At 38.6% G+C, this 25,643-nt stretch carries 27 protein-coding genes; 10 read left to right on the top strand and 17 right to left on the bottom strand.

What is annotated here, in order from left to right; all coding sequences use genetic code 11:
* The first annotated feature begins 1 nt into the window (after nt 1).
* From MLC44_RS05545 to MLC44_RS05535, 3 genes are read left to right on the top strand one after another with little or no spacing between them, the layout of a single operon-like run.
* Nucleotides 2-748: an efflux RND transporter periplasmic adaptor subunit gene (locus MLC44_RS05545; RefSeq protein ID WP_346388647.1), complete on the top strand. Its 747-nt coding sequence runs from the start codon at nt 2-4 to the stop codon at nt 746-748.
* 12 nt (nt 749-760) lie between these two features.
* Nucleotides 761-2,350 carry an efflux RND transporter permease subunit gene (locus MLC44_RS05540; RefSeq protein ID WP_151900537.1) on the top strand — a complete coding sequence of 530 codons (1,590 nt, stop codon included), beginning with the start codon at nt 761-763 and terminating at the stop codon, nt 2,348-2,350.
* Nucleotides 2,350-4,065: an efflux RND transporter permease subunit gene (locus tag MLC44_RS05535; protein ID WP_151900538.1), complete on the top strand. Its 1,716-nt coding sequence runs from the start codon at nt 2,350-2,352 to the stop codon at nt 4,063-4,065. The genes MLC44_RS05540 and MLC44_RS05535 overlap by 1 nt, the downstream gene beginning before the upstream one ends.
* On the opposite strand, the gene MLC44_RS05530 is transcribed toward MLC44_RS05535, so the two are convergent.
* The gene (locus tag MLC44_RS05530; RefSeq protein ID WP_434658764.1) at nt 4,062-4,691 is read right to left on the bottom strand and encodes a class I SAM-dependent methyltransferase; all 630 of its coding nucleotides are present in this window, start codon (nt 4,689-4,691) and stop codon (nt 4,062-4,064) included. The genes MLC44_RS05535 and MLC44_RS05530 overlap by 4 nt on opposite strands.
* A 282-nt stretch (nt 4,692-4,973) precedes the next feature.
* Here MLC44_RS05530 and pgsA point away from each other — a divergent pair, with 282 nt between their 5' ends.
* The 4 genes from pgsA to MLC44_RS05510 all read left to right on the top strand — a co-directional run bounded on the left by pgsA (nt 4,974) and on the right by MLC44_RS05510 (nt 7,722).
* Nucleotides 4,974-5,528, top strand: a complete 555-nt coding sequence (gene pgsA, locus MLC44_RS05525; protein ID WP_346388645.1) for a CDP-diacylglycerol--glycerol-3-phosphate 3-phosphatidyltransferase — start codon at nt 4,974-4,976, stop codon at nt 5,526-5,528.
* Nucleotides 5,525-6,577 carry an RIP metalloprotease RseP gene (gene rseP / locus MLC44_RS05520; protein ID WP_434658763.1) on the top strand — a complete coding sequence of 351 codons (1,053 nt, stop codon included), beginning with the start codon at nt 5,525-5,527 and terminating at the stop codon, nt 6,575-6,577. Before pgsA ends, rseP begins: the two co-directional genes overlap by 4 nt.
* Before the next feature lie 4 nt (nt 6,578-6,581).
* Entirely contained in the window at nt 6,582-7,256 is a 675-nt protein-coding gene (locus MLC44_RS05515; protein WP_151900554.1) for a YggS family pyridoxal phosphate-dependent enzyme, read from the top strand.
* A gap of 70 nt (nt 7,257-7,326) precedes the next feature.
* The gene (locus tag MLC44_RS05510; protein WP_434658762.1) at nt 7,327-7,722 is read left to right on the top strand and encodes a DUF6858 family protein; all 396 of its coding nucleotides are present in this window, start codon (nt 7,327-7,329) and stop codon (nt 7,720-7,722) included.
* Here MLC44_RS05510 and MLC44_RS05505 read toward each other — a convergent pair.
* A complete protein-coding gene (locus MLC44_RS05505; protein ID WP_434658761.1) occupies nt 7,719-8,360 on the bottom strand; it encodes a tRNA-uridine aminocarboxypropyltransferase in 642 nt (213 codons plus the stop codon). The two genes, MLC44_RS05510 and MLC44_RS05505, sit on opposite strands and share 4 nt — an antisense overlap.
* A 305-nt stretch (nt 8,361-8,665) precedes the next feature.
* On the opposite strand from MLC44_RS05505, the gene MLC44_RS05500 reads away from it, so the two are divergent.
* The gene (locus MLC44_RS05500) at nt 8,666-9,919 is read left to right on the top strand and encodes an NAD(P)/FAD-dependent oxidoreductase (RefSeq protein WP_434658760.1); all 1,254 of its coding nucleotides are present in this window, start codon (nt 8,666-8,668) and stop codon (nt 9,917-9,919) included.
* 66 nt (nt 9,920-9,985) lie between these two features.
* Here the strand turns inward: MLC44_RS05500 and MLC44_RS05495 are convergent, their stop codons facing one another.
* The 10 genes from MLC44_RS05495 to MLC44_RS05450 all read right to left on the bottom strand — a co-directional run bounded on the left by MLC44_RS05495 (nt 9,986) and on the right by MLC44_RS05450 (nt 18,720).
* A complete protein-coding gene (locus tag MLC44_RS05495; protein WP_434658759.1) occupies nt 9,986-10,759 on the bottom strand; it encodes a DUF695 domain-containing protein in 774 nt (257 codons plus the stop codon).
* 2 nt (nt 10,760-10,761) lie between these two features.
* The gene (gene hypA / locus MLC44_RS05490; RefSeq protein ID WP_346388639.1) at nt 10,762-11,103 is read right to left on the bottom strand and encodes a hydrogenase maturation nickel metallochaperone HypA; all 342 of its coding nucleotides are present in this window, start codon (nt 11,101-11,103) and stop codon (nt 10,762-10,764) included.
* Nucleotides 11,096-12,769 carry an enoyl-CoA hydratase-related protein gene (locus MLC44_RS05485; RefSeq protein WP_434658758.1) on the bottom strand — a complete coding sequence of 558 codons (1,674 nt, stop codon included), beginning with the start codon at nt 12,767-12,769 and terminating at the stop codon, nt 11,096-11,098. The genes hypA and MLC44_RS05485 overlap by 8 nt, the downstream gene beginning before the upstream one ends.
* Before the next feature lie 336 nt (nt 12,770-13,105).
* Nucleotides 13,106-13,894 carry an NAD(P)/FAD-dependent oxidoreductase gene (locus tag MLC44_RS05480; protein ID WP_434658757.1) on the bottom strand — a complete coding sequence of 263 codons (789 nt, stop codon included), beginning with the start codon at nt 13,892-13,894 and terminating at the stop codon, nt 13,106-13,108.
* Nucleotides 13,895-13,897: 3 nt separating this feature from the next.
* A complete protein-coding gene (gene htpX, locus MLC44_RS05475) occupies nt 13,898-14,761 on the bottom strand; it encodes a protease HtpX (protein WP_434658756.1) in 864 nt (287 codons plus the stop codon).
* Between the two features lie 94 nt (nt 14,762-14,855).
* Nucleotides 14,856-15,854, bottom strand: coding sequence for a hydrogenase expression/formation protein HypE (hypE, locus tag MLC44_RS05470; protein ID WP_434658755.1), 999 nt, complete (start codon nt 15,852-15,854; stop codon nt 14,856-14,858).
* Complete coding sequence (hypD, locus tag MLC44_RS05465) at nt 15,851-16,996, bottom strand: hydrogenase formation protein HypD (protein ID WP_151900564.1); 1,146 nt, start codon at nt 16,994-16,996, stop codon at nt 15,851-15,853. The genes hypE and hypD overlap by 4 nt, the downstream gene beginning before the upstream one ends.
* A gap of 1 nt (nt 16,997) precedes the next feature.
* Nucleotides 16,998-17,288 carry a HypC/HybG/HupF family hydrogenase formation chaperone gene (locus MLC44_RS05460; protein ID WP_151900565.1) on the bottom strand — a complete coding sequence of 97 codons (291 nt, stop codon included), beginning with the start codon at nt 17,286-17,288 and terminating at the stop codon, nt 16,998-17,000.
* 1 nt (nt 17,289) lies between these two features.
* On the bottom strand, nt 17,290-18,069 hold the full coding sequence (gene hypB, locus MLC44_RS05455) for a hydrogenase nickel incorporation protein HypB (RefSeq protein WP_151900566.1): 780 nt from the start codon (nt 18,067-18,069) through the stop codon (nt 17,290-17,292).
* A gap of 9 nt (nt 18,070-18,078) precedes the next feature.
* The gene (locus tag MLC44_RS05450) at nt 18,079-18,720 is read right to left on the bottom strand and encodes a hypothetical protein (RefSeq protein ID WP_434638084.1); all 642 of its coding nucleotides are present in this window, start codon (nt 18,718-18,720) and stop codon (nt 18,079-18,081) included.
* 118 nt (nt 18,721-18,838) lie between these two features.
* Between MLC44_RS05450 and MLC44_RS05445 the strand changes: the two genes are divergently transcribed.
* Nucleotides 18,839-19,522, top strand: coding sequence for a transposase (locus tag MLC44_RS05445; RefSeq protein WP_434638082.1), 684 nt, complete (start codon nt 18,839-18,841; stop codon nt 19,520-19,522).
* Nucleotides 19,519-20,055 (top strand): HyaD/HybD family hydrogenase maturation endopeptidase, encoded by a 537-nt coding sequence (locus tag MLC44_RS05440; RefSeq protein WP_434658753.1) that lies wholly within the window; start codon nt 19,519-19,521, stop codon nt 20,053-20,055. The genes MLC44_RS05445 and MLC44_RS05440 overlap by 4 nt, the downstream gene beginning before the upstream one ends.
* Nucleotides 20,056-20,123: 68 nt before the next feature.
* On the opposite strand, the gene MLC44_RS05435 is transcribed toward MLC44_RS05440, so the two are convergent.
* Genes MLC44_RS05435 through MLC44_RS05415 form a run of 5 tightly spaced genes read right to left on the bottom strand, consistent with a single transcriptional unit; the run spans nt 20,124 to nt 25,639 of the window.
* Nucleotides 20,124-20,681: a hydrogenase maturation protease gene (locus MLC44_RS05435; protein ID WP_434658751.1), complete on the bottom strand. Its 558-nt coding sequence runs from the start codon at nt 20,679-20,681 to the stop codon at nt 20,124-20,126.
* Entirely contained in the window at nt 20,674-22,962 is a 2,289-nt protein-coding gene (gene hypF, locus MLC44_RS05430; protein WP_434658750.1) for a carbamoyltransferase HypF, read from the bottom strand. The genes MLC44_RS05435 and hypF overlap by 8 nt, the downstream gene beginning before the upstream one ends.
* Nucleotides 22,940-24,445, bottom strand: coding sequence for a Kae1-like domain-containing protein (locus MLC44_RS05425; RefSeq protein ID WP_434658748.1), 1,506 nt, complete (start codon nt 24,443-24,445; stop codon nt 22,940-22,942). The genes hypF and MLC44_RS05425 overlap by 23 nt, the downstream gene beginning before the upstream one ends.
* A complete protein-coding gene (locus MLC44_RS05420; RefSeq protein ID WP_434658747.1) occupies nt 24,442-24,852 on the bottom strand; it encodes a hypothetical protein in 411 nt (136 codons plus the stop codon). Before MLC44_RS05420 ends, MLC44_RS05425 begins: the two co-directional genes overlap by 4 nt.
* Nucleotides 24,853-24,904: 52 nt before the next feature.
* Nucleotides 24,905-25,639 carry a cytochrome b/b6 domain-containing protein gene (locus tag MLC44_RS05415; protein ID WP_151900573.1) on the bottom strand — a complete coding sequence of 245 codons (735 nt, stop codon included), beginning with the start codon at nt 25,637-25,639 and terminating at the stop codon, nt 24,905-24,907.
* Nucleotides 25,640-25,643: the final 4 nt, after the last annotated feature.

Below are 25,643 nucleotides of genomic sequence, written 5' to 3'. Positions count from 1 at the left end.
CATGAAAAAACTACTACTATTACTGGCACTGGGCGTTTCACTTTTAGCGGAGAGTTTAACACTTTCGGGAAGTGTGATTTCGGATAATCAGAAGATGATCACAAGCCGATTTATGGGTTTTGTTACCAATGTAAACACAAGCGAAGGGGAAAAGGTAAAAAAAGGCCAAATTCTTTACAGTATAGATTCACGTGAAATTGATTCGGCAAAACGTCAGGCAGAGCTTTCACTGCAAATGTATCAGAACCAGTACACGAATGTCAAACTGAATCTGGAACGCTACAAAAGACTGCTGAAAAAAGATATGGTCTCAAAATATGAAGTGGAAAATATGGAACTTGCGGCAAAAAATCTGCAGGATATGATAAACATAGCCAAAGCAAGACTCCAGGAAGTGGAAAATCAATACAAATACTTACATGTAAAGGCTCCAAACGACGGTGTTGTTGTTGCCAAAAACATCAAAGTCGGAGAGATGGCAATGCCCGGTATGCCTGCAATTGTGCTTTCGGATTTGAGTGATTTAAAAATTTCGGCAGAGATTGCGGAAAGTAATTTAAATCTCATTCATCACGGGAAAAAAGTAAAAGTGGAGATTCCTTCTGTCGGTGTCAAAACAATCGGAACGATTACGGCGATCATACCAAATTCCAATCCGATGACACACACATTTAAAATCAAAGTATCATTCAAGACACTGAACAAATCAGTCTACCCTGGTATGTATGCCACTGTAACCATTGACTAAAAGGGGAAAAATATGAATCATCATAAGCCATATACACCTAAAGATGTCGCAGGAAAACTGGCAAAAACATTTTTAAGAAATCCTCTGACCTCTGTTTTGGGAATTTCACTGCTTGTTATCGGTTACCTCGCCTTAATGATTATGCCTCGTGAAGAAAATCCGCAAATGGTTGTCAGTGGATCTACCGTCATAGTAGCTCTGCCGGGTGCCAATGCCAAAGAGGTAGAAAAAATCATAGTCAAACCCTTAGAACGAAAGCTCAAAGAGATTAAAGGGGTAGAACACATTTACGGCACGGCTATGGACAATGTCGGGATTGTCAATGCAGCCTTTTATATCGGAGAGAAGAAAGAAGATTCAAACCTCAAAATCTACGACAAAATCATGCAAAATGCCGACATGTTTCCAAAAGGGGCCATGAAACCGATTATCAAGCCTTTGGATATTGACATTGACATTCCCATTGTAAGTGTTGCCTTTTATTCCCATGACAAAAACATGTCTCAAACAGAACTCTATGACAAAGTCAAGCAAATCCAGCACCATATAAACGGTTTGAACAATGTTGCCGTTACAGCACTCAAAGGCGGTCACAAACACCAGTTCAACATAGAAGTGGATTTGAACAAACTCTCAGGCTATAACCTTTCTATGGGACAAATCACACAGGCTGTACAGGCAGTTTCCTATAATGTACCTGCGATTAAAAACAAAACAAAAGAGAATGAAATTGTCATGGTTGGCGTAAAAAATGCCATAGAAGATGCAAAAGATGTCGGGGACATCATTGTCGCACAGTATATGGGTTCTCCAATTTATTTGAGACAGGTTGCAAAAGTGACAAACTCTTATGATATTCAAAACTTCAAATCGGCACTTATCAGCAAACGAGAAAAAAACGGAAAATTTATGCCTTTTGAAAACCAGGTGACACTTACAGTCTCAAAACTGCAGGGAACGAATGCCGTCATTATTGCAGATGAAGTCAAAAAAGAACTGCAAAACTACAAAAGCGAACTGGACAAAAAAGGCATCAGTTATGTCATTACCAGAAATGACGGAGAACGTGCAAATGATGCAGTAAACGAACTTGTAATGCACCTGGTTTTATCTATTGTAATTATCGCGATTCTTCTTATATTTGTACTTGGCTGGAGAGAATCACTCATCGTAACCTTTACGGTTCCTGCAATTTTGGCAATTACTCTGTTTGTAGCCTATTTGAGCGGTCAGACCATTAACCGTATTACTCTTTTTGCATTTTTGCTTTCTTTGGGGCTTTTGGTTGATGCTGCTATTATTGTTATTGAAAATATTCACAGACACTACCATTCTGTCGAATCTGCCCATGAAAGCAATGATGAAATTATGATCAAAGCAACAGATGAAATCGGTGCACCGACAAATATCGCCACACTTGCTATCATCATGACAATGGTGCCTATGGCATTTGTCGGAGGCATGATGGGACAGTTTATGAAACCTATTCCTGAGAATGTTCCCGTAGCACTCATTGCTTCGCTCTTTGTAGCTTATATATTTACACCTTACCTTGCCGTGAGAATTTTAAAACGACCAAAACATGACAAAGGAGCGCATTAATGTTTAAGAAATTTGAAAAACTTGTACTGCAAGGCATACAAAGTTCTGCGCAGAGAAAATTGATACTTATCGGTACATTAATAGCATTTATCATCTCTATTTTAATGATAGCACCGACTGAAATTGTCAAAGCAAAGATGTTGCCGGGAAAAAACAATGATACTTTTACCATCTATGTGAAACTGCCAACAGGCAGTTCGATACAACAGACCCAGCAAGTGACACAATGTGTCAGCAGTTATATTACTCAAGAAAAAGAAGTGCGTGATACCGAAGTATTTTTAGGCATGGGTGCACCTCTTGATTTTGCCGGACTTATTAAAGGCAGTCAGTTTAAAAACTCTGAAAATGTTGCAGAAATTGTCGTAAATATCACAAAAAAACATGACAGAGAAGAGCCTTCTTATTTGATGGTACAGCGTCTGCGTCCTGTTATTCAAGATGCTTGTGAAAAGCTCTATCCAAATACACATATCTCTTTTGTAGAACCGCCTGCAGGACCTCCGACACTCTCGGCTATTGTTGCTGAAATATACGGTGACAATGCGCAGGGCATAAGAAAGCTGGCAAAACGTGTTGAAAAAGTTTTTCAAAATACACAGGGGCTTGTTGATATTGACATTATGGAAGATGACATATACGATAGTTTTGAAATAATTGTCCATACAACAAAAATCGCAAAATCAGGTCTCACTGTCAAGCAACTCAACAATATTTTATACCTTGCTTTTGAAGGGATGGATATATCTGTAAAAAATTCAGACAAATACAGCGATCAGATTCCTCTCTTTTTACGCCTGTCGGACTCTTCAAGAAGATTTAGCAAAAAAGATTTGGATTCTGTAAAAGCAAAACTGGCTTCACTCAAACTCATGAACAACAAAGGCATGATGGTACCTGTCACGGAACTTGTTACCGTAATTCCTAAAAAATCAAATCCGATGATCATGAGTAAGGATTTGCACCAGATGACCAATGTTTTAGCCGAAACCGATATGGTTTCTCAGGTTTATCCTCTGCTTGATGCAAGAAATACAATTATCAACAGTTTTGGTGATGAATACAAAGTCGAAAAAACAGGTCTTTTTGATTTGCAACTCACAGACAAAGCAACAGGAAAAGTCTATAAACTCATTTGGGACGGTGAAATGAAAGTCACAATGGATACGTTTAGAGACCTGGGCGGTGCTTTTATTGCGGCTCTTATCCTTATCTTTTTACTGATGGTTATCTATTATAAAAGTTATACACTCAGCGGTATCATTCTTTTAGGTTCTTTTCTTTCTATCATCGGTGTCATATTCGGTCACTGGATTATGGATATTTTCACGGCAGACACCTTCTTTTTAACGGCAACATCCCTTATCGGATTTATTGCTTTAATCGGAATCAGTTCGCGTAACTCTTTACTGCTTATAGACTTTACAAAATCACTCATGAGTGAAAAGGGAATGCACAAGGCCGAAGCGATTGCCTATGCAAGTGCGACACGGGCAAAACCTATTTTCCTGACAGCCATCGCCATTATGCTCGCTTCTACACTGCTTGCAAAAGATGCCGTCTTTGGAGGACTCGGTGTTGCTCTTATATTTGGTACGGTAGCGGCAGTGGTGGCTTCACTTATCGTAGTCCCTGTTCTGCTTTACATGTCAGACTTGGAAAGCCATTTCCATTTCCATGAGAAAAAAGCCGTTTCAGTTGAAGATCCTGTCTAATTAGACAGGATTATCAGCCTTTTTTCTATAAAAAGGTTTGAAAATCCAAACTTTTTTTCTATCCACTCAAAGGTCTTTTTTGTATAAAAAAAGACATGGGTCGGATCATTTTTATAATACCATGAAGAAAATTCTACACGCTCATCATAGATGTCTGTCATCAGATACAATTTTGCATTTTCTTTTAACATAGATTTTAAAAGTGTAAACTCTTTTGCGGGACGGTAAAAATGCTCTATCACCTCACACGAAGCAATATAATCGTATTTGTTTTCCAAAAGCTCTTTGTTTGGATGAAAATACGGATCATAAGGACTGATATCATAACCTTTTTCCTGCATGACCTTTGTAATGATTTGTGAGGTTCCTGCCCCAAAATCAAGTCCTTTCTCCTCTTTTGAAAAGTCTTTTTCAATATTTGCGGTAATGGGAGAAACAAACTTTCGATACCCTGCATCTTCGGTATTATCATCATGGAGTTCATAGCGTTCTTTTTCGCTTTGTGCATCCGGCAAGTCTGTTTCATCAACAAATATTCCATGACAGACCTTACATGCAAAGTACCTTTGATTCTCTTCGTATAGCAAACCTGCACTGTTTTGGCATAAGGGACATATTTTCTTCATGCCTAATCTTAGTCTATTAGGCTTTAATAAGTAATAAATAGATAAAATCTCATTACTAAAGTTTTCGGAGCCTAGGTTTTAGCCTTTAAAGACATATAGCCCAGACTAAAGTCTCAATAACATTCGGAACCGGTACTTCAGTGCCGGCTGTTGCAATAGTCTTGCCACTCTCAGCCGGCACTGAAGTACCGGTTCCAAAAAAATGCTTAACTTAATGGTAGTGAGACTAAAGTACCGGTTCCCAAAGGGATACTGAACTTAAATGACATTAAAAGGAACTTTTTGCTTAATTTGCCGAATTTATTAGCATCTTTGCGTATTCTCATTGCGCCTGTGATGTTTTGGATTATACTCAATCCCCAAATTTTTACCGACAACGGGTTTGATATAACATGGAACTACTATTTTGCCTCACTTTTGTTTGTTTTGGCATCTGTGACTGATTTTTTTGACGGCTATATCGCAAGAGAGTGGAATCAAATGACAATGCTCGGTGCCATCCTTGACCCGCTTGCCGACAAGATGCTCACACTTGCGGCATTTTTAGGACTTATGGTTATGGGAGATGCTTCTCCCTGGGCAATTTACATCATTATAGTTCGTGAGCTTTTCATCACAGGACTTCGTACTGTTGCACTCAGTGAAGGTATCAGCGTAAAAGCATCCTGGTCTGGAAAAGTAAAAACAGTAGCACAGATGATAGCCATAGGGTTTTTACTGATGCACTGGCCATATGGAGCGGCACTTCTTTGGTTTGCCGTATTTTTAACTGTTTATTCGGGCCTAGAATATCTTTGGGGATTTAAACAAGCGATTGTAAAGGAGCACAAAGCATGAGTTGGATTGTTTCACTTTTAGTCCTCTCCGGACTTATATTTTTCCATGAGCTTGGGCATTTTACCGTAGCACGCCTTATGGGTGTCTATGTAGAAGTATTTAGCATAGGTTTTGGAAAACGTCTTTTTACTTTTCGGGCTTTTGACACAGAGTGGAGTATTTCAGCCATTCCTCTTGGCGGCTATGTCAAGATGAAAGGTCAAGATGATGCAGACCCGAGTAAAAAAAGTTACGATGCGGACAGCTACAATACAAAAACGCCTCTGCAAAAGATTTTAATTCTTTTAGCCGGTCCTGCGGCAAATTTTGTGCTTGCATTTATACTCTATTTCATTATAGCACTTGGCAATCCTCAGGTTTTAGCCCCTGTTGTGGGAACGGTTATCAAAGACTCCCCTGCCTATGTTGCGGGTCTTGAGTCCAATGATACCATTATGAGTATAAACGGCAAAAAAATCACAAGCTGGAAAGAGATGGCACAAATGATTGCAGAGGCAAAAGGCTCTGTTGCACTGCAGGTGGACAGAAACGGCTATCTGAAGCTCATAACACTCAAACCAAAACTGCAAACCGCCAAAAACATGTACGGAGAAGATGTCAAACGCAAAATGATAGGCATATCGGCTGCGGGTGTCATGCATGAACAAAAACTGGACTTCGCAGACAAGTTGAAATATGCCACCGATCAGACTGTTTTTGCCTCTACTTTGATTTTTACCGGTTTGAAAAAACTCGTGATGGGGGATGTCCCGGCTTCTGAAATGGGCGGAGTTATCTCCATTGTAAAACTCACCTCCGATGCAACGGCAGTAGGCTGGATGAGTGTTTTGTTTTTTGCGGCATTGATTTCTGTAAACCTCGGAGTATTGAACCTGCTCCCTATTCCGGCACTTGACGGCGGACATATCATGTTTAATTTATATGAACTGCTCTTTAGACGAGAACCGAGCGAAAAAATAGTCATTAACCTGACAATAGCCGGCTGGGTCATACTCTTCGGGCTTATGGGACTTGGAATTTTTAACGATATTAACAGATTGGTAGGATAAGAAAATGGACGAAATTGAATACAAATTATATATAGATGATGTTATCAGACGGGTTGAGACGGCACGTCTAAAGGTAAGTGAACACCATATAGTAAAAATTGTTGCTGTGAGCAAATACTCAACGGCTGATGAGATAAAAAGACTTTACCATATCGGTCAGCGTGCTTTTGGGGAGAATAAGGTACAGGATTTAAAAGCAAAAGCAAAAGAGCTTGAAGAGTTGCCGCTTGAATGGCATTTTATAGGCAATCTGCAAAAAAACAAAATCAACAACCTTTTAGATATTAATCCAAGTCTTTTTCAGGCACTTGATTCATTGGAACTTGCCCATGAACTGCAAAAAAGACTTCTGGCAAAAGAGATGACGCTTGAGTGCCTTTTGCAGATCAATTCGGCAAAAGAAGAGAGCAAGCACGGTGTTATGCCTGAGGATGCCATAGAAACCTACAAGCAGATTATGCAGGAGTGTCCGAACATACACCTTAAAGGTGTTATGAGCATAGGCGCACACAGTGATGATGAGCAGCTTGTAAGAAAAAGTTTTGAGACGACCCATGCAATCTATGAGCAGCTTCCAAATGCAACAATCTGTTCTATGGGAATGAGCCAGGATTTTGAGCTCGCTATTGAGTGCGGGTCAAATATGGTTCGCCTTGGCTCCATTATGTTTCCCAAGTAAGTTTTTTATCTAATCTAATTATAATTATTATAAGATATACTTTAAGCAAAATTATAATTAGGATTAGCTGATGACAAAAACAAATTTTATGGATAAGTATCCCGTCTTTTCATTACATGTAAAGAAAAATGAAACAAGTTTCAAAAATGCAGATGAAATTATTACATATTTTCAAGAACACATACAAGAACATCCTGTAGCTACTTTTATAGCGATTTTCGATCACTATCAACACACATCCTCATTACAGGACGCTACTATTGCCCCTGAAATAAAAGATGCAAAAAACATTGTATTTTGTTTTGGCAAACAGCTGCCAAATGCTAAAATACTTGCAGTGCGTCCCAGAAGCATAGGTGTTTGTGAATTGGATGACAGTTTTGAGATCAGTTTTTTAGAAGTTCCAAATGAACAACTCCAAAACGTTGTTTATGAATGGGTACAGGCACTAAAAACTCAAGCCTAGTTTACTCTTCTCTTAAAGCGTACCGCGTGAGAGCGTGGATTTTGTATCAGCTCTTTTTGGTACGCTATCATTGCATGAAACGGTTTTAAAAAACTGGCTAACTGTTCTTCTTTAATCTGCTCTATTTTCCACTCCTGCAACAACTCCAAAACAACCAAAGTCGATTCTATTGTAGAGAGATAATTTTCATCCGGCTGTATTTTTATTTGATATTGTGACGTTTTTGTCGTTGTAAAGCTCATGTGTTTGAGTTTTTGCAGATTTTTACTTTGTGTAAACATCTTTTTTGTACAGCTCCACGTAGAGTCTATCAAAAAAATCGCCAGAGGCTTTTGGCTTCTTTTTGGATTTGCAGTTGTCAGGTTCACAGCATCTTCTGAGGGAAAAAGTATATAACTCTCATGTGTGGCAATAATCTCATTAATTCTGGTGTTACATGTAAAGTCTATGCCGACAAAAAGTTCGGAATTGTCAAGACTCTGATGCGTGAAGTGCCCTGTATTGTTTTTGACCTTTTTAAACTCTTTGGGGTGCATCAAAATGACAAATTTTGTTTGTGTCTGTATATGCTCAAAATGCCCGCACATACACGAACTTTTGGGTCTGTAACACTTATAACATTTTTCTCTGTCGCCCATAAGTACCTCTCTATAGATAACCCCAAATTCAGCAAAGAACAAATAGTTCTAGTGCTAGGCAGATTTCTGCAGGACTAACTGGTTAATCCAAAGGAATCTAACGACGCAACAGGGCTATTTGCTCTTTGCCCGAAGGGAAGTTTAAAAAGAGAGCTACTGCTTCGTTAAAAATCCTTGAAGCTACTAGTAGCTCCTACGAATCTTTGCCTTACATTAGCCCTCTTTTTAAGCTTCTGAAACTGGGGTTATCTATAGAGAAGTACTTTAATAAGTTTTCATTAATGCAATTATACTAAAATTACAGAATGATTGAACCAGAGAATAAAAAACATTATGATATCATCGTTGTCGGAAGCGGTGCAGCCGGAATCATTGCAGCAATAGTTGCGGCACGTGAAGGCAAAAAAGTCCTCCTTTTGGAAAAGCTCTCAAAAATAGCTTCCAAACTAAAAGCCACAGGCGGTGGCAGATGCAATCTTACAAACACCCTTTCAAATGAAGATTTCATGGCACGTTTTGGAAGAGAGGGGCGTTTTATGCAAGATGCACTCAAAGCCTTTGACAACAAAGCTCTCGTCACTTTTATGGATGAAATCGGTGTAGAGACCCATGCCCCTGACGGATTTAGAATTTTCCCCACATCACACTCTTCTGCCACTATCATTGCCGGGCTCCAAAAAGAGATGCTCAGACTCGGCGTCAGCGTTACATGTAACCAAAGAGCCACAAGGCTTTTGGCAACCGGCAATCACATAGACGGGGTTAAAACACAAACAGATATCTTTTATGCACCCAATGTCATCATCGCAACCGGTGGGCTTGGTTACCCTGTGCTTGGTGCTGAGGGTGACGGCTACAATCTTGCCAGTGAAATCGGTCATAAAGTAACCGACCTCTCCCCTGCCATGATGCCCTTAAAAACAAAAGAGAGCTGGGTCAAAAACTGTCGGGCTGACACCATTGCCAAGGTTGAACTGCGTGTCAATCTGAAAAAACATAAAAAACTGCGGGCAAAGGGTGATTTGATTTTTACAAACTCCGGCATACGAGGACCCGTTGTGCTTGATTTTGCCAGAGAAGTCACACCGCTTTTAAAAAAATACGGTGAAGTGCCACTGCTGTTGAATCTGACAAAGGGAAAAAATGAGGAACAGATACGCGAACATTTTAAAAAAGAGAGTGCAAAAGAAAATATGACAAACATCTTGCAACTGCTTAAAACTCTTTTACCGGAAGCACTTAGCCTTGAGCTGTGCCGATTAGCAGACATAGAGCCAGACACACCATACAAAAAACTCGAAGGGAAAAAACGAGACAGACTTATTTCACTCTTGGCATGGACACCCCTCACCGTTACAGGACATGACGGCTTCAAAATGGCAATGATAACAAGAGGCGGCATCTCCCTCAAAGAGATCAATCCTAAAACAATGCAGAGTAAGATTATGGACGGTTTGTATTTTTGCGGCGAGGTTATGAACCTTGATGGTCCCTGCGGAGGCTACAACCTGCAATGGAGCTTTGCCAGCGGCTTTCTTGCAGGCAAACTTTTAAAATAAAAAAGCTTAACTTAATGACAGTGAGGTTGAAACCCAGGTTTCAAGAAAGTATCGAAAATACAAACTTTACTTTTTTTGAGTCTGCCATAGTGGTTTTACCAGAGCACACTCCCAACCGTCATATTTTCCATTATAAGCTTCACTTACATCTATAAGTTCCACAGTCAAAGCATCTATGTCATAATAAAAGGGCTTGTCTTTTCTGTAAAAAGAAATACCGTACATTGTTTCATCTCTAAAAGGCACTTCACTTCTTTTTTGCTCTGCAAATCCCATCTCCTGAATTTTTTGCACAAATCCTTCTCTGTCATCATTACATGTAAAGTAGCTTTTATGTTCTATTGCCCTTGCCTGATGAAGGTCATCACCTTGTTCTTTAAGGTTGTCGCAGGCATGATGATTGGTGATGATCTGCCACTCTTTTACAGTCGGAAAGAGAAGTTTTTGATAAACCTCCCATTCGCTGTCTATGCGTGATCCAAACTCATAACTGTACTCAGGAAAATGTTTCATCGCATCTTCGACTGTATTTTTCCATTCAAAATCCATTTTCAAAGCATAGATAAAATTTACTGCACCCTGTGTGATAATGCGTCCTATATATTTTCCGTTGCGATACCGCAAAGACTCCATCTCCAGCCTGTCTTCTATAAATCCGACATCATCGCCCTCTTGTTCCCAAACCAAACCGTCCTCTTTCGGATTATTCAGTTTTACTTTGACAAATCCTACATACATGTACTCCTCATCCGGCACGCTGTCTGCCACACCTGCATTCAATGACACCATCGCCGCATGCCCGTCTATAGGCTTCATATACGCTTCCCAATACTCTTGCATCTCTACTCCATTTCCAAACTCATAAGGAACATATCTTCCCCGTCTGTTACATTGACATCAACCGAACCACAACTTTGACAACAGTAATGAATTTTTTCAAGTTCACTGACTTCTTCACAACTGTTGCACTTTATGACAATCGGCTGAATGTTCATGACAAACTCCGCACCGTCGGCTATGGTCTTTTCCTTAAAGGTATTAAACGCAACCTCAAGAAGGTGCGCTTCTATACCGCTCATGACACCGATTTTTACAATGATTTTTGTTACTTTTGTTGCTTCATTTTCTTCGGCAATATTTTCAATCTGTTCCAATAGTGCCTGGACTACACTGTACTCATGCATTTACTTTTCCTGAATGATTATTCGTTATTGTAGCTTTTAGTCGCTGTGGTGTTTCTAAAGGGCATATTTTATAGACAAATTCATAGCGTTTTTTATGAAAAGAGCTGCCTTCTTCCCAAAATTCCGGGTACATCACTGCTATTTCTTCTTCACGATGATGCTCTATCTGTTTTTTATGTGATTCTATGTATTCCTCTTTGTCCCATAAAAAATCTTCCAATTTTTCCTCATCACAAATAAGTTCCAAACAAAAATTTTCAAGTTCTTTTCTATACTCTTTGTGAGCAAAAAGTTTGTCCGCCAAACCTGTCTCTTTTGCTTTGCCTGCACTCAAAGGCAGACACTCCTCTAAAATCTTCTCAGCATACTCTTTACCGACCCGCTTTGGTAAGCTGTACGTGTGATACTCACTGCCACTGAGACGCAATGTTTTGTAGTGGGGATTAAGCACAACCCCTTCTTTTACCACAACATAATCACAGGCAAGTGCCAAAAAAACACCGCCTGCTCCCGCATTTTTATGAAGAGAAGCTACAGTGACTACATCATCGGCAAACAAAACACTTTTTACCAAATCATTCATTGCATTGATGTTGCTCCAGCCGTCTTCGCCGTTTTTCTTGCTGTCTTCTAAAATATTCAGATGAATGCCATTACTGAAAAAATCCTCTCCGCCCATCAGCACAACAATTTTTACCTGTTCTTTGATATATTCAAAAGCATATTTTAATTTCATACACTTGTCACTGCTGAAGGCACCGTTGTGAAAATTGAAATACAAATATGCTACTTCTTCTTTTATATCACAGCTTATTTCATAAAAAGTTTTATAACTTTTGTCAAAAATCAAAGGCAGTCTTTGCTCTTTGACACCTTGCAATCGCTCTTTTAAAACATAGGTGGCAGGAAGTTTGAAACGGTTTGGCTCTTTGAGATGGGTAATCCAGACCGCTCCGTCAACAGTTCCCAGACAGAGGGCACCGTCTCGTTTGGCAAGAATCTCTTTTGGTTTACCTTTTAGTTTTTCCTCTCTCCATGCTCCGTACAGGTAACATTCTACTCCTAAAAGTTCATCTTTTACTCCAGGATGAGAATCACTCATATATATTTTTTTTAGAATTTCCTGTGTTGTGTCTTTCTGCCAGTCAATCGCTCTGTCTTTTTGAGACAGAGCCTGATGCATCGGTAAATTTGACTGCGATGTAAACTTTTTGCCCTGTATATTTTCTAAAAAACCGTCAAGCATACTGTAAAAAGTTGTTATGACTTCATTTCTGTATATACTTGCTTTGTAAGCTTGCCGCATCCCAAAATTTTGTGTAATGACAACATCACCACTGTCAAATTCTCCATTTGCTTTAAGAACAGTAACTCCCCACTCTTTTTTGTCAAGCCTGATAGCATTATCTATCGCATACGCCCCTCTGTCACCCAGTACACCAGGATGGACAATGTAAGTATCGATGTTTTCATAAATCTCTTTGGGTACAAACTTCTTTAAAAACGGACACAAAATAAAATCGGGGCCAAAACAAAAAACCTCATCTATCATCTGTTGTTCATTGATGGCAAATACCACATCAACACTGTACTTTCTGTCTTTAAAGTAAGTATATGCCACCTGTGTCAAGGAATTAAAGGCACTGACAAGAAGAGTAATTTTCATTTAAAAAAACTTATGACTTCAACTTAAGCGGAATTTTGTAAAACTGTTCTATCGCTTTTTTTCCCAAATACCCGAGTATTCCATCTACTTTTACAAATGATGCTGTTGCAATGGCAAATTTTCCTCCAAGGGCTATGGCCAGACCGTAAATTTTTATGTTTGCTTTGATAAGCGGTTTTTGTTTGATTGTACGGAGGATATTTTTTGCAGCGATGACTCCGCTTTGTTCTGCGGTTTGTGCGGTTTGCGGTAACGGTTCACCTGTTTTGTCTTTTAAAAATGCACAATCCCCGATAGCAAATATATGTTCATCTACTCGCAGATACTCATCAACCTTTAAAAGATTTTTTCTTTTTCAAAGCCAAGATTTTTTATAAATTCACTTACTTCGAGTCCAATGGCTACAACCCCAAAATCAAACTCTATGAGCTCATCCTCAAGGTGCAAGCTGTTTGCTTCAACTTTTTGTACCATTTTTTGCAGTATGCGTATGCCGCTGTTTTGTAAAGTTTGCAGTGCTTTTTTTCTGGAGTGTTCATCAAGTTCACTCAAAAAAGCATCTGCAATCAAAGAGATTTGTATCTCCTGTGCCAAATTTGATTTTAAAAGATAATTTTGCATCTCAGCAGCAATCTCAACACCACTCGAACCGCCGCCGATAACAACTATGTTCGTATTTTTTTTCTCTTTTTTGAGATGTTTTACGATGGTGTCCTCAAAAGATTGTTTCAAATGCAAAGCATTTGAGAGATTTTTAACTTCAAAAAGATGATCATTTTTAAAAATAGAAGGAAGCAGTGTCTTTACCCCTACTGCTATTATAAGGTAGTCAAAAAAATATTCTCCTTCTTTACATGTAACCCTATGTGTATCCACCTTGAAAACTTCATCCTGGATAAAACAAAAATTTTTATCTATCCCTTTGACAAGACTGTCCAAAGGGATGATAATATCATCCAAAGAACTGTTTAATGCAACAAGATTATAACTTTCTGTCTGCAGATAATGATAGCGGTTTTTATCTATCAGCATTACCTCGATGTTTTCATTGTTGGCCAAAGTTTCCAGTGTTTTGATACCGCCATAGCCACCACCGAGAATAATAACTCTTTTTTTTCTGTTCATCTGTTACCTTCTGCTGTATTCCTGTATATGTTCAAGTCGTGCTTCTATAGGAGGGTGTGAGGCAAAAAAACTTCCTAAAAATCCGACTATTCCAAATGCTCTGTAATCATCGCTGAGTGCCAATTCTTCTTTTGGAATACGCCCTAATTTCGCCAGTGCATAGTATATTCCCTGTGGTCCACTCAAATCAACAGCCCCTTCATCTGCACGATACTCTCTGTGTCTTGAGTACCACATCAGTATAGCAGTAGCAAACAGAGAAAAAATCATCTCTAAGGCAAAACTTATCGCAAAATACATCATATGATTTGTATTGCCGTTTCTGTCTCGCGCAACCATGGAAGCAAGTAAACGGGAGACAAATATGACAAAAGTATTCAAAACCCCCTGCATAAGTGTCATCGTAACCATATCACCATTTTTTATATGACTTATCTCATGTGCAAGAACGCCCTCTATTTCATCTTTGTCCATACTCTCAATAAGTCCGGTACTCACAGCAACAAGAGAATTGTTTTTATCCCAGCCTGTTGCAAACGCATTCGGTGGTGCATCAAATATACCAACTTCCGGCATACCTATATTTGCCTCAACTGAAAGCTTGTGAATTGTACCCAAAAGCCACTCTTCAAAACTGTTTTGCGGTGTATCTATCAGCTCTACACCCATACCTCTGACAGCTATCCATTTTGACATAAAAAGAGAAATAAAACTTCCACCAAAACCAAAAAGTGCAGCCATCATAAAAAGCCCACTCATACTCTGTTGATCAATATAAATACCAAAAAAACTGCTTAGAATAAAAAGTGCTACATACAGTGATGCCATAACAGCCAGGTTCATTACTATTAACATGATTAAAGACATAGTTTTCCCTTTATAAAAAAATTATAATTTATTGTAGCTTCTTTTTTTATGCTCTTTTGCTACATAAGTAGCTTAAGCGCGCCTCTGAAAACCCTTAACAGATACGGGGCAAAAGTTCCCCTGTAGGGGTATCTAAAAACCTTTTTGTTCCGTACGGGCTTAACAATATAACTTTTTGACTGTATTGTTGGGTGACACTGGCAATTGTAACAGCATTTTTGGAATTTTCAAAACCATGCAGTATATCAAGTGCTTTTTGCTCATCTTCTTTTTTCACTGCCAAAACAAAAGTACCTTCATTTGCAAGGTTGAGTGCTTCAAACCCCAACATCTCACATACTCCGTTTACCTCCTGCGAAACAGGAACAGCATCTTCTTGCACTTCTATACAGATATTGGATTGTTTTGCCCATTCATTCAGTACCGCACTGACTCCGCCACGCGTTGCATCCCGCATAGCAGTGACTTTCACACCTGCATCGAGCAAAGCCTGCACCTGATGGGTCAGTGATGCACAATCACTCTCTAAGGTAGTTGAGAGTTCTATTCCCTCACGAGCACAAAAGATGGTTGCACCATGACATCCGATATCACGACTCAGCAAAATAACATCATCAGTTGTGATATTGTTGGAGCTTATCCCTTTTTTTTGGATTTCTCCTATTCCTGTTGTATTGATAAAGATTTTGTCAACACTGCCACGGGGAACAACTTTTGTATCACCGCTGACAACTACAGCACCATTGACTTCAAGCTCTTTTTTCATACTGCGCACTATTTTTTCAAGTTCACGGGTTGAAAACCCCTCTTCTATAATAACACTGCATGTAAGATATTTCGGCTTTGCACCCATCATGGCAAGATCGTTACATGTACCGCATACAGCCAGCTTTCCTATGTCTGCTCCCGGAAAAAAAAGAGGGCTTACCGTAAAACTGTCTGTAGAAAATGCAAGTTCACCGCCATGTATCACCGCGGCATCTTCACTTTTTTGCAATATCTCATTTTTAAACGCTTTGTAAAAAATTTTGGAGATAAGCTCGTTGTTCTCTTCTCCGCCATTACCCATGGCCAAAGTTATCTGTTTGTTCATAATAGATTTCCATATTTATAATACGCCGCACAGGCACCTTCACTGCTGACCATACAGCTGCCAAGCGGTGTCTGCGGTTTGCAGGCTGTACCAAAGATCGTACATTCGTTTGGTTTTGCCATTCCTCGAAGTATATCACCGCAGATACAAAGCTTATGGTCTTCTATCTCCTCTTTTGGTAAAATATCAGCATAAATATGTTCCGCATCAAGATAAGCATATTCGTCTTTGAGTCTGTATCCGCTATCGGGAATATTTCCAAGTCCCCGCCATTTAAAAAGAGAGGCTTTTTCAAAATACTTCTCTATAAGTGCCTGTGCTTTTTTATTGCCGTCATACGAAACGAGTCGTTTGTACTCCACTTCAAGTTCGCATCTGCCTTCATTGAACTGTCTGACTATCATCAAGATAGCTTCCATGACATCGACCGGCTCAAACCCTGCAACCACTACAGGTCTGTTATACTTTTTTGGGAATTTTTCGTAAATTTTACTTCCCGTTATAACGCTTACATGTGAAGGCCCCAAAAAAGCATCAATTCTGTTGTTATAGCTGTCTACATGTTCATCTCTGCTGTCTATAAGCTCCACCATGACTTCAGGAACCGTGACATGGTTGATATGAAAGAAAATGTTTTTTATCTCTTTTTTAATAACAATATCTATAAGTGAAGTTGTCATAGGCGTTGTTGTCTCAAAACCGATGGCAAAAAAGATTATTTTTTTATCCGGATTTTCCTGAGCAATTTTGAGTGTATCAAGCGGAGAATAGACAAAACGCACATCCGCACCTTTTGCACGAGCATCCTGCAGACTGCCGTGGCTTCCGGGTACTTTTATCATATCACCGAGTGTTACCAAAATCGTATCATCAAGCTCTGCCAATATGTAGGCATGATCAATCCGCTCTTTTGGCATAATACATACAGGACATCCCGGTCCGTGGATAAAGTTTATATTTTTTGGCAGAAGCTGCGGGAGACCAAATTTCATGATAGAGTGTGTATGACCGCCACAGACTTCCATGATATTAACCGGTTTTGGAAGTTTTTTTGCCTCTTCGTTTATAAGTTTTGCAAAACCCTCGATTACCTCAGGATTTCGAAAACCGTCATACAGATCTTTTAACTGGAGTTGGCTCATTTTATGCACCTCTGTTTGGACAGTTATCATCCTCTTCAACCAAAGAACGCCGCTCTTCCTCATCAAGTTTTTCTAAAATTTCATTATAAACTCTGAGTGATTCGAGGGCATCCTCTTCATCTATTTTGTTCATAATGAAACCGATATGCAATAATACATAATCACCGATTTGTACATCATCTTCTTCCATAAGTTCGAGTCCTGCCTCTCTTGTGATACCCATAGTATCAACAACCGCAACATTACGCTCTTTGTCTATCTTTACTACTTTGCTTGGTATTGATAAGCACATATTACCCTCTCATCTTTCTTTTAAACTCTATCCAGTCTATCACTTTTTCAACGGAGGCTTTGTCTTTGATATTTACTTCCAAAATATCTACATTTGGCTTGATTTTTCGTGCTTCATTTTTTTCATGTTCCACATCATACTCAAAATGCTCAAGCAAATCCGTTTTTGTAATAAGTATCAAATCAGCCTGACGAAACATTACAGGATATTTTTCTATCTTGTCGCTCCCCTCAGGAACCGAAACAAGGACAATATTCAGATGTGTACCGACATCATAAGATGCAGGACAGACAAGATTGCCGACATTTTCCACAAAACAGACATCAATCTCCTCAAGAGGCATTTCATGCAGACCCTTATGTACCATAAAAGCATCCAAATGACAGGCACTGCCTGTTTGAATCTGATATGCCGGTATCCCTTTTGCTTTAATCCGCTCAGCATCTCTGCTTGTTTCCAAATCACCCTCGATGACTCCAAACTTAAAATCAGCCATATCAGCCATATTTTCCAAAAGTGTCGTTTTTCCGCTTCCCGGGCTGCTCATCAGATTAATACTCAAGACATTGTGTTTATCAAAATGGGCACGGTTATGTCCTGCTTCATGATTGTTTTTATCTAAAATTTTTGTAATGACACTAATCGTTTTAGAATCATTGAGCTGTGGGTTATGATGCAGTGTTTCATGTGCTGCCTGGTGTTCATGGCTATGGTCGTGATGATGGTGATGCCCATCTCCTAAAGTTGTTCCTGTTATACTGCATCCGCAATCTGCACACATGTTTTCTCCTTATCCTAATAACATATCAGCACCTACAAGAACCGATATGAAACCGGCTGTTGTAAAGACTCTTCTTACATTCTTTTTGTTTGTCAAAACTTCTTTGTTGAGATATAAAATAATGCCTCCGAAAGAAACAAACACAATACTTACCCCTGCTATGAAAAAGAGTATCATCTCGAAATTTATACTCTTGTCATGAAGAGCACCAAGAGTAACAAGCATACCTCGTACTCCGCCCATACCCATCAGCGCTCCCATGGTCCATGCTGATGCTGTTTCTATATTTTCGGTATGTGTATGCTCTTTTCCAAAATAGATATGAATATGTTCTTTTCCGTCATGCATATGTTTGTTGAGATGGATTTTGTCCGTATAGACCATATACAAAAGATATATTCCCATTCCGATAATAACAGTTGAAGAGATAATATCCCCATATGCTGTTATTGCCTCAGGCAATCGATACACCTCTAAGATCTTTGCAAACATAAAAAGTGTCAATCCGTGGCCAAATGCAAACATAACTGTAATCATCATGGTTTTTTTCATAGACTTTCCGATAGAAAAATCCGCAATAGCTGTTAAATGGTCAGGCCCAAATGCATGAAGTATCCCGTAATAGAAGATTATCATATATCCTAATTCCATAAAGTTTTATCCTTTAAAAATGAATGTTTATTCAGGTTTAAAAGATTTTATACTATATTATGTAAAAGAAAGCTAAAAAGCAGTATTTCTTATATAATTTTAGAACTTTGGAGTTACAATGCAATGGCAAACCGAATGTTTATATTGCGGTGGTTACATGTATCGTCTGCATTCACACAATATCAAATGTTCACAATGCAAAAAAAAGCTTTCAATAAAAAGAGTAAATACAGTACTTTTTCTGATGGAGGCTTTTTTAGACAACAAAAGTGCTTTAGATGCATCGAAACTGCTGCATATCTCCTATGTCTGTGCAAAAAACTATTATCAGGATTTCAGAATGCTTTGTGCAAATATCAGTGAAGAACATTATATGAAAATAAGAGACAATGCCGTAGAATATGAAGAATATTTTTATCTAGAAAAATCAAAAAAGCATAAAAGCGGTGCCATCTTTGATGCATACAATTTTTTGACTTTTGACTATAATGGATATATTTATACACTTTTAATGCCCTCTTTGCAAAAATATAAAAATCAGTTTCTAGAAGACAACCTTGAAGATACGTATACCAAAGAGTTTAAAAAATTTCAAAGAGCAAGCAAACTCATCCGACTTTCAAACAAAGAAAACAAAATTCTTGATTTTTGGAAATATTTTGAAAAATCGATTCTTGTATATAAAGGTGTTTCCCATAAACTTTTTGACTATTATCTCAAAGAGTTTGAATTTAAATTCAATTATTCAAAAGAAGAAGCTTTAGAACTTCTCATACAAAATTATTTTAAAGAGCAGACATGAAACAACTGGCACTCCTGAGCGTAGGAAACATTTTAGAATTTGATGATGGTGTAGCTGTCTATGCTTCACAATACCTGGAAAAAAACTACACATTTTCTCCGCAGACAGATATTGTCAACGGCGGTGTTGAAGGCATAAATCTCTTAAATCTTTTTATGGAGTATAAACATATCATCATTCTTGATGCCATTGAGATAGATGACAGACCCGGCAGTATCTATCATATACCATCAAATGAGCTTACAGGATATGGTCTCAATTCCGGCGGAGCACATGAAATAGGTGTGTTGCAGTGTTTTGATATTTTAGAACTTATGGGAAAAGAGATCCCTAAATCGAGTATCATCGGTATAGTGCCACAAAAAATTGATGTATGTATAGGATTAAGTATGACTATGCAGGAGACTTTTGGTACATATATTGATACTGTCATTGCTGTCTTGCAAAAAGAGGGAATTCAAGTAAGCAAAAATGAACATCCTGTCTCATTGGAAGCTATTATTGAAAGTTTCAAAAACCCTGTAAGCCGATAATGCAGATGCAATAATTTGCTTTGAACTTTGAGGAATTACAGGAGTTGTGGATATATCTTATATTCCTGTTAAAAACCACGATTAAATTCTATACTCGGATTGGCAAATATATGCAAAATATCTTCCAAAGAGCATCTTTTTTCTTTTTCTTTCACAACAATGCCCATATTTTTCAAGGTCTGCAAAATAACACTGATATAGTTTTGCCAATGCGACTCAAGAGTTTCGCTCAATGCCACTTCTACCGATATAATATCCTCTGGAACAATACTGATGACCGTTGTCTCTGCCATTTTTTCACTCATAGAACAAATTTGCAGCATTTCGGCAATTTCGACTTCATTGGCAGTTTTTTTGACAAGCTCTCCGTCTAAAAATTCATCAGTTGTTTTTACACTGATCTCTCCCGTTTTTTTCATATTATCAGAGGCTGTATTTACAATAATGACTGCATCATATTCCTGCAAAAGAGGCATTAGTCTAAAGCCCAGTGTCCCTCCATCGACTATTTCGATTTCCGGTTCAAAATCAAAATTTTCTTTTAAAAACTTTCCGGCATACAGACCTGCCCCTTCATCTTTAAAAAATGCATTGCCGCTTCCGATAAGTGCTACTTTTTTATTCATAATTTTCCTTGATACTGTTTTGATGTAATGCATAATAGGCCTGCCCCAGTGATATACCACCGTCATTTACCGGTACTTTTGATGCAATATTATATTTAATATGATTTTTTTGAAAAAGAGACACAACTTTTTCCAGTAAATAACTGTTTTGAAAAACGCCTCCGCTGAGTATTACTCTTTTATTTTTATGTTGTAAGCTGATTTGTATTATCATCGCAGCAAGAGCATTCATAAATTTTGCCGGTATTAGCTCTTTTTTCTCTTCGACAAGTATCTCCTTGATAAGATTTTTACAAGATATCACATCATCTTTTACCTCAAAAGTATACTTCTTTCTTGTTTTAAATTCGCGTGCAAGACTCTCCATAATCATCCCGCTCTCTCCTTCGTGTCCTAAAGGATTCAAAAAACCACACAAGGCATACACAGCGTCAAAGAGTCTTCCCACAGAAGTAGTCTGTATAGAGTTTATACCCCTGTTTCGCATGAGGTAGAGCGTTTGTATCTCCTTTTTATCCAAAGAAGATACAAAATCATTGGGCATACTCTTTATTTCCTCAAGAGAAAAAATATCAAACAAAAGGGAAAGAGCAACTCTCTTTGGTTCTTTTATCGCTTTTTCACCCCCTATCAAAAAAAATTCTTCCATATGGCAGACTCTTTTGTACGCTTTTGGTGTTGCCAAAAGCACTTCACCACCCCATAACACTCCATCGTCTCCAAAACCTGTACCGTCAAAACAAAATACCAAAACTTCTTCATCCAAATCATACTCTGCCATCGTACCCAAAGCATGCGCATAATGATGCTGCAGCTGTATAAGTTCACATAAGGGATGATTTTGTATGTACTCTTTGGCCCATTTTGTTGTTTCATATCCTGGATGTTTGTCACATACAATAATGTCAGGTTGAAAATTATAAAGTCTTTGAAAAGTTTGCACAGTCTGCCTGAAATACTCCATAGCACCAACTGTATTTAAATCCCCGATATGAGGTGAAATAACAATATTTCCCTCAAAAGCCAAAGTAATTGTACTTTTTTGCTGTGCACCGAGTGCCAGGATTTTTTTACTCTTTTGTATCTTTGTTACAAAACTCAGTGGGGCAAAACCCCGTGCCAACCGTAATGTGATATTTTGATCGGCAATCTGCATCATAACACTGTCATCACAGCCGTTAATGATCTCACGGTCATGGTTAAGCGATACTTCCACAACAAGGGGCAATTTTTTAAAGAGTTCTTTTTGATCTTGAATAATCGGTTCATCACTTAAATTTGCACTTGTGGCTACTATGGGGAATTTGAGTTTTTTTAAAATCAATTCATGTAAGGGTGTATAGGGAAGGAACGCACCGATTTTGTCTATATTCGGAGCAATGTATTTGCATAATACCTGTTGCTGGCTTTTCTTTTTTACCAAAACAATGGGACGCTCTTTTGAAACTATGAGTTCTTTTTCACGCTTGGAAACTTGACAGATTTTTTGTAAAGACTCTATATTTTCAAACATTACAGCCAACGGTTTGCTTGGTCTGTGCTTGTTAATTCTCAAAAGCATCACTGCTTCTTCATTTCTTGCATCACATACAAGATGAAAGCCGCCCAGTCCTTTGACAGCCACTGTTTTACCGGATTTTATACACTCACATATTTTTTCTACAGCCTCATTGTTCTGAGCCTGACACTCTTCCATCAAAGATACAAATTCCAACTTTGGTCCACAGTCATAACAGGAAATCGGCTGCGCATGATAACGGCGATTTGTCGGGTCCTCATACTCCTCTTTACATGTATCGCACATTGTAAAGTTTTGCATTGAGGTGTTTTTTCTGTCATATGGAAGATTTTTTATAATGGTATATCTCGGTCCGCAGTTGATACAGTTGATAAAAGGATACATGTAACGGCGGTTTTTCTTATCAAACATTTCACGCTTGCAGTCATCACACAGTGTCATATCCGGGCTCAGCATTGTTGAAAGAGCGCTGTCTTGGGATTTTACAATACTAAAACCATCATCACTTTTGAGCTGTATATCTTCAATGCCAAGCGTATCTATTCTACTCAAAGGCGGCGCTGAAAAATCAATCTCTTTGATAAATTCAAGAAGCGTCTCGTTTTCCCCCTGTACTTCAACAACAACGCCATTTCCATCATTAAAAACAAAGCCGCATAACCTGTACCTGTTGGCTAAGGCATAAATAAACGGGCGAAATCCGACACCTTGAACAATACCGCTGATATATATCTTTTTTCTACAGATAGACTCCGCCGACAACAGCACTCTCCTTGCCAATTGGATAATTCATGTTCATAAGAGGCGGAGACATTTTCAAATTTCTTTGCATTCTTGAAAAAAGTGACTGGTTTGAAAAATGTGTTCCGCACAGTACAATGTGTTGGGCTTTTGTTTTGGATTTGAGTTCCTGTAAAATATCATTAAAATAATCCCCAAAACTCTCAAATATGGAATAAGCGAGGATAGAAGTACTTACATCAGCCAACTGGTATGAGATAATGCTTGAGAGAAAAGCCGCATGGTCAAAACGGTTGTCACTTACATGGGTGTCAATTTGGATACCGCCTTTGCCTACAAATTTCATCGCTTCATTGACAACGCCCCGCATTGTTTCATCTTCAATTCCGAGTAAAATTGCCACTGCTTCAAAAAGCTTCACATCTTTTTTCTTTTGCAGATGAAGCAGCTTTTTATAAATGCGGGGCATGTTTTTTTCCAAATTGGCAACAAGTCTGTCAGACCCTTCTCTGAGATTTTTTATATCTTCTATGATGTTTTTGCCATCAAAAGCCTTGGGAGGCACAACTCTGAGAACATTTTTACCGTCATAATACAAAAAAGAGGGTTCTTCGTCAAAATAGGCTCCGACACATTTTTCTCCGAAAACCTCATGTTCTGCAATCACAGACATAAAAGAAGCCTCTTCGGGCATAAAAATATGCTGATTTGGATGATACACTTCTTCTGTCCCCTCTATGACATTTACTTGCTCTACATGTAAAGAGTCAAAGTGTTGCATTTTATCAAAAAACATCTGATTTTCTTTTGCAAAGCCGATATATTCGTCAGCGATAGACAAAACGTTTCGTTTTTTCAGATTATGTGAGGGGAAAGAGACTCTCTCTCCCTGGGCAATAAAAGAGACATCTTTGTTTAAAAAGACTCTCATATCTTTTTGCGGATTGATTTCAAGGTCATAATCCATCAGCATATCAGCCTCACAGGCAGCATCAGCATCTTCATAGGCAATAAAATCTACGCCAAGTTTTTGCAATTCTGCTCCCAGCAAAATACAAAATCCGTCATCAGGATACTTTACATAGGCAGTATTGCGTCCAAGCTTTTCTTTAAGTGCTTCATTTTTAAGTGTTACATGTAAGATCGGTCGCTCAATACCAAGCAGCGCATTAAACTCTTCGGTGATAAGAGAAAGATGATCCGTTATTTTTGCCGCATTTATCATCATAAGCACGGAGTCATCATGCATTGTATCGGCTTTGTAAAAAAGACGATATCCCATCGTTGTTTTTATGAGCAGTTTTTTATCATCATTGAGTGCTTTTGCCGCCACCTCAAACATCGTACGAAAACTTCCTGCATCATTGGCATAGCGTTCACTCGATTTGTTCACAAGACGTACCGGTACACCACACTCCTGGCAGCTGTTAATGTGATGCGATTCTCTCAAACCGGCACTTTGCATCTCTTCCTTACACGATGTACAGGGAACAACAAATTTCATAGAGGTGTTTTTCGCTCATAGGGATAGGTATTTAAAAAACTGTAATTGCCTCCGCAACAGCTGCATGATGTAAAAGGATAGTAATATCTGCGTGAGCTTACATCAAACATCTCTTTTTGACAGGAGGGGCAAAGTCCCAGGTTTAAAGGGTATTCATTCTTTAATTCTGTCTTCGAAGAGACTTCTTCCTCGTTTGCATAACTTTTGGAAGCTTTTAAAAAGATGGAAGCCGGCAGTTTTTGTGCAATTGTATCAAGACACGCTTGTAGATTTTCATGTTCTGATGCAAAAGCACAAATAATTTTTCCTTCTCTTTGCGATATGTCCGCAACAATATCACAGGTTTTTACAATAGATACGACTGTATTATAAAGATAGTTTTGAGAAGATGTTGTGTGTAATTCCAAATGAATGCCATTGAATGCCTTTAAAATGATTTTTCTGTGTCAGAAAGAAGCGCTATGCTTCTTTCTCTTTAACAAATTTGGTACCGCTGACAACAATACCAATGTCTCCCTCTTTCCAAAATATGGTACGCCATACCTGATAATAGATATGAAAAGCCACCCAGGAAAGGATAAACCACATAGTCATATGATGCACTATGCGCACATCCATAATATTTGTTCCCGTTGCCGTTGAACCAATCATCCATGATGAAACCGGCAGGGTCCAGTCTGTCACCAAATGCAACATCCAGGGCCACCATGACCCTATAGAACTCAGCCCGGATTCAAGCCCGTGTACATAGAGTTGCAGTCCTGTCAAAAGCATCCATGCAAGCATTAAATGAAACAGCAAAAAGAAAACAGTATTGAAACTGTCACTGTGAGTAGAATCAAACTTTTTACGGCGGTTCAGCATAACAAGGTTGATGATAACTTCAAAAAACTCTTTGATGTTTCCTGCCGTCGGGATGATCTTTTTATATGGTTTTTCAAATCTTGAAAAGAAATAAAGATACGCGATAACAATACTGCTGACGTCAAATATGATTGCAATCATAAAATGCACCCATCGGTTCCATGCCATCACATACTTCATAACAGCAGGCTCAGCAATCAGTGTCTGATAATAAGGATGCCCTATATAGAGTCCGGTTACCACCGCACCTACCATGCTGAATGCGACAACCCAGTGGTTGAGTCGCATAAAAGCTGTCATCCTTTTGACTTGTTTGTATTTAGGTTTCATAATT

The organism is Sulfurimonas sp. NW9 (assembly GCF_051132275.1).
GTDB classification, from domain to species: domain Bacteria; phylum Campylobacterota; class Campylobacteria; order Campylobacterales; family Sulfurimonadaceae; genus Sulfurimonas; species Sulfurimonas hydrogeniphila.
Note: the sequence above shows the minus strand (reverse complement) of the source record. Positions and strands in the feature narration are given on the sequence as shown.